The sequence below is a fragment of the Flavobacterium sp. UBA6195 genome (assembly GCF_002422095.1).
Lineage (GTDB): Bacteria > Bacteroidota > Bacteroidia > Flavobacteriales > Flavobacteriaceae > Flavobacterium.
In genome coordinates this window covers 1-5,216 of the sequence record NZ_DITB01000064.1, presented here as the reverse complement: position 1 = coordinate 5,216, position 5,216 = coordinate 1, and the positions used below count along the sequence as shown (strand labels likewise).

The window sequence follows — 5,216 nt, the reverse complement described above, 5'->3', positions numbered from 1 at the left end:
CTTGCCATGATGTGGCTCCAAATGTGTACTATATAAATGATGGGAATGGTAATATGGGATATTATCAATCGGGTACTTCTGGTGCATACTCATTAGGAATTACTCCTAGTGGCGGTAATTATGCATCCTTATGGACAGATTTTGATAATGATGGTGATTTAGACATGTTTATTTCAAAATGTTCAGGTCCACCATGTGAATTACACAGAAACGATGGTAATGGAGTATTTACAGACATTTCAGCAATAGCAGGAATTAATGTAACACCAATCCAAACATGGTCATCTGCTGTAGCCGATTTTGACAATGATGACGACATGGATGTAATAATAACAGCAAGTGCTGGTACACATAAATTCTTTAGAAATAATTTAGATACTTCTACAGCTGCTTTTACTAATATTACTACTGGTTCTGGTTGGGACACTAATACTTCAACTAACATTGATAACGTGGCTTACGATTTTGATAATGATGGAAAAGTAGACGTATTAGGTGGTGGTAACAAAATCATGTTCAACAAAGGAAATAATGTTTTTGAAGCTACAAATTATACAGCAATTAGTGTTGGTGCAATTGGAGACTTAAACAATGATGGTTTTTTAGATATCTTAAACGGAACTACCGTTAGATACGCAATACCAAATGGAAATAATTGGGTTAAGGTTACATTGCAAGGAATCCAAAGCAACCGCAATGGAATTGGAGCTAGAGTTGAAATTTATGGCCCTTTTGGAAAACAAATTAGAGATATCAGAAGTGGAGAAGGCTTTAAATACATGAGTTCTTTGAATGCACATTTTGGAATTGGCACCCATACTACAATTTCTCAAATTGTTATCAATTGGCCTTCTGGAGTTGTGGATGTAATTAACAATCCAAATATTAATGAAACACTATCTGTAATTGAGGGTTCTAGTCCATTAAGTTTAGTAAATAACGAAGACAAAAAAATAATGCTATATCCTAATCCAAGTTCAGACAATATAACATTAACAAATATTGAAAATTCAGAAATTAAAAATGTATCTATTATATCTACTTTAGGGAAAGTAGTTAAAAATGTTACACTTAATGAATCTAGATTTTCGATTACTGATCTAGCAGAAGGATTTTATATTCTTTTGATTGAAACTACTGACGGAAATAAATATTCCGAGAACTTTATAAAAAAATAATCTTCAATTTTGATAAATTTAAAAACTGTCTTTACTAAAGGCAGTTTTTATTTTTATATGTAAACTATTTTTTTATATTATTGCAAATTATTTCAACATGAAAATTTCTCCATTATTATTTATCCTTTTCTTTTGTATTTCGACTGTTGCTCAAAAAAATGCAGATCCATCTCCTGAAGAAATAAAAACAGCAAAATCTATTAGAGAAAAGTATGACAAATTTGATATTGCAATTTTAAGCAGTACTGAGAAAGTCACTTTTAACATTAATAAAACAAACGATCTTGTTGAAGTTAATTACAGCGTAAAAGAACAATTAATGAATATTAATCACAGAGCGGATATTCAGAAATATGAGTTTTATGATAGCCAATCTACCATTGAAAATTTTTCATTAAAATATAAAACAGACAAACAAGCTAACTTTTATGTAAATGATGAATTTTATAAAAGTAACGACTTATTTTATAATGATGCACGTGTAAAATTCATGCAAGTAGATTTTCCTGTTCAGGGCTATACCTACAAGTACCAAATGGAAAAGAAAATCAAAGACAGTAAATATTTTACAAGCATATATTTTAGTGATGAATTTCCAGTAATTGAAAAAAAGGTAATTATTGAAATTCCAAAATGGTTAGATTTAGAAATAAAAGAATTTAACTTTGATGGTTTTGCTATAAAAAAAGTAGTAACACAAAATGCTGAAACTACAATTTATACATACACCATTGAAAATTTAAATGGTAATCCAAAAGAAAATTATAGCCCTGGACCAAGCTTTTTATATCCACACATCTTATTTGTAGCAAAATCATTTTCGGTTAAAAACGAAAAGAAAACACTTTTTAGTACCACTTCCGATTTATATAAATGGTACAAATCACTTGTAGATTCAATGAAAGATGATACTACAATTTTCGCCGAAAAAGTAAAAGAATTAACTGCAACTGCAAAAAACGATGATGAAAAAATAAAAAACATCTACTATTGGGTTCAAGATAACATCAGATACATAGCTTTTGAAGACGGAATTGCAGGATTTAAACCAGATGATGCTCAAAATGTTTTTCAAAAAAGATATGGCGATTGTAAAGGAATGGCCAATCTAACAAAGCAAATGCTAAAATTAGCTGGATTTGACGCTAGATTGTGTTGGATTGGAACTAATCATATTGTTTATGATTACAGCACCCCTTCTTTATCAGTAGACAATCATATGATTTGCGCTTTATTAAAAGATGGAAAAAAATACTTCTTAGACGGAACCGAAAAATACAATTCATTTGGAGAATACGCTCAAAGAATTCAAGGGAAAGAGGTATTAATTGAAGATGGAGATAAGTTTATTTTAGATAAAATTCCAGTACAAAAAGCTGCGTCAAACACAGAAAAAAGTACAATTAACTATGTAATTGAAAACGAAACATTAAAAGGAAAAGTAAAAATGGAATATCTAGGTGAAAGTAGAGCTTCATTTTTGTATAATTACAACTCCATAAAAAATGATAAAAAAGAAGATGCATTAAAATGGTATTTGAATTCTAAAGATAAAAATTGTACTGTAAGCAATATTACAACTTCTGATTTATCAAACAGAGATCAAAAACTAACTTTAGATTATGATGTTGCCATTGCCAATCATGTTTCTTCATTTGACAATGAAATATATGTAGATTTAAATTACAATAAAGAATATAATTCTTTCGATTTCAAAGAACGCAAAACTGATTTTGTATTAAGCTATAAATCATTTGATGATATTACAATTAGTTTGCAAATTCCTGAAGGGTATAAAGTTGCGAAAATGCCTGAAAATATTTCGATAATTACAGATGATTATACCATTTCAATGAAATATGAAGTAAAAGGGAATATACTATTTTATACCAAACAATTTCAATTCAAAAACGGGATCATAAAGTCATCAAAATTTAATGATTGGAAAAATCATTATGCAACAATTCAAAAAAACTATTCAGAGCAAGTTGTTTTAACCAAATAAAAATCCAAAATGAAATTCAAATTATTTTTACTAACCTTTATTTGGGTTAGTCTTTCACAAGCACAAACAAAAGATGAAATTAAAGATTTCTTTTGGGGCAAAAATGATAATTATAAAAATGCAAATACAATTCCAGATAAATATAAAAATGAATCCGCAGTTGTAATTTATAAATATGAAGATTACGATTTTCATAAATTTGGTAAAAACGTTACCTACAGAGCCGCTTTTAGAAAAAGAGTAAAACTTAATGATCAAGCTGCTGTTACAAGCTTCTCAGAATTTAGTTATTCTGAAAAATCAAATCCAAGATATGGAGCACTTATAAAAACTGTTGTTGGTATAAAAGTTATAAAACCAAACGGAACTGAAAATATCATAAATACAGAAAAAGAAGCTGTGAGTGTTGATAAGGAAAAAAAAGTTGCCGTTCCTAACCTAGAAATTGGTGATATTATTGATTTCTATAATTACAGTACCGAAACCTTTAGTTCAACTTATGAGTTTGGATTTGATGCTGTAGAGCGAACACTTGGCGATAATTATCCTATATTAAACTACAAATTAACTTTTCAAACAGAAAATGATTTCTTTGTTAACTTCAACACCTACAACAACGGACCTGAATTAAAACAAATTCCGTTAGAAAAAAGTGGTGAACGTAAATATGAAATTATTGCAACTGATATCCCTAAGAACGATTTTCCAAGATGGTTTTTGCCATTAGTAGAACTTCCGTGTTATAAATTTCAAGTATATTTTGCTCGTTCGGGGAAATTCGAGCAAAGAGCCGCTGCGTTTTTACCAGAAAAAGAAAATATCATTAAAAAAACGGTTACTAAAGAAGATATTTTTAATTATTATGATTCAAAATTTTTTCCTGCAGGAAATTTAAATGATGTAGAAGACTTTTTAAAAGGAAAAAAATTCAATTCAAACGAAGAAAAAGTAAATGCTGTCTATTACTTTATGCGTCATCAATTTTACACAAGATACATTGAAGCTTTTGTAATAAATGATGCCAAAATCATGAATCCTTTTGGACTTTATGGCTACGATCCTGTTTTCTTTACAAGAGAGGAACAATTCATTAATTATTTCATGCAATTTCTTAAAAAACAAAAAATAGAATTTGACATTATAGTTGCTACAGGAAAAGAAAATGGACCTATAAGTGATGTATTGATTCAGGAAAACATAAGAATTCTTCTTAAAGTAAACACAGAGAAACCAATCTTTTTTGGAATTTTTGATCCCTTTTCTATCCCAAATCAATTTGATAGTTCTTTAGAAAACACAAAAGCTTATGCATTAAAAGTTTCGAAAAGCAAAAAAGTAAGTGATATTGAAGAAATAACACTTCCTGGGCTAACTTATAAAGACAATATTACAAAAGTAACTACTAATCTTTCAATAGCTTCTGATTTTTCAACTGCAAATGCTACAAAAATTTCTTCTTTATATGGTCACAATAAAGAATTTGAACACAATAGTAAAATTTTCTTCTATGATTATATTAATGAAGATTATGAAAAATATGGAACAAGCCCTGTTTTAGACATGGTTAGAAAGCAAAAAGATAAAGATAAATACAAAAAAGAATATGCTGCATTAATTGAAAAATTCAAACAAAATCAGGTTGAAAAATTCAAAAAGGAAATTGAAGAAGAATACGACATAAAAGTTGACAAACACGAATTAAAAGTAGAAAAAACAGGAAGATTCGGCATTAACGAGCCATTAGTAATCTCAGAAAAGTTCAATATTACTTCAAATTTCATCAAAAAAGCAGGAAATAATTATATTTTAGATATTGGAAAATTCATTAGTTCACAAATAGATATTGAAGAAAAAGAACATGAAAGAACCAATAATATTTACACCAGTTTTCCTCGTTCTTTTGAATACACAATCAATTTAGATATACCAGAAGGATTTACTGTTAGTGGTTTAGAAAAATTAAATGTAAAAGTGGAAAACGAAACAGGAAGCTTTGTAAGCAAAGCCGAAGTAAAAGGCAACAAATTAACTAT

At 28.7% G+C, this 5,216-nt stretch carries 3 protein-coding genes; all 3 read left to right on the top strand.

Annotated elements, in window-relative coordinates:
* Positions 1-1,178 (top strand): FG-GAP-like repeat-containing protein (locus B4I81_RS05535; protein ID WP_291108560.1); only part of this gene is annotated, 1,178 nt, incomplete at its 5' end.
* Positions 1,179-1,275: 97 nt separating this feature from the next.
* A complete protein-coding gene (locus B4I81_RS05530) occupies positions 1,276-3,183 on the top strand; it encodes a transglutaminase-like domain-containing protein (protein ID WP_291108558.1) in 1,908 nt (635 codons plus the stop codon).
* A gap of 9 nt (positions 3,184-3,192) precedes the next feature.
* On the top strand, positions 3,193-5,216 hold a 2,024-nt coding region (locus B4I81_RS05525; RefSeq protein ID WP_291108556.1), incomplete at its 3' end, for a DUF3857 domain-containing protein.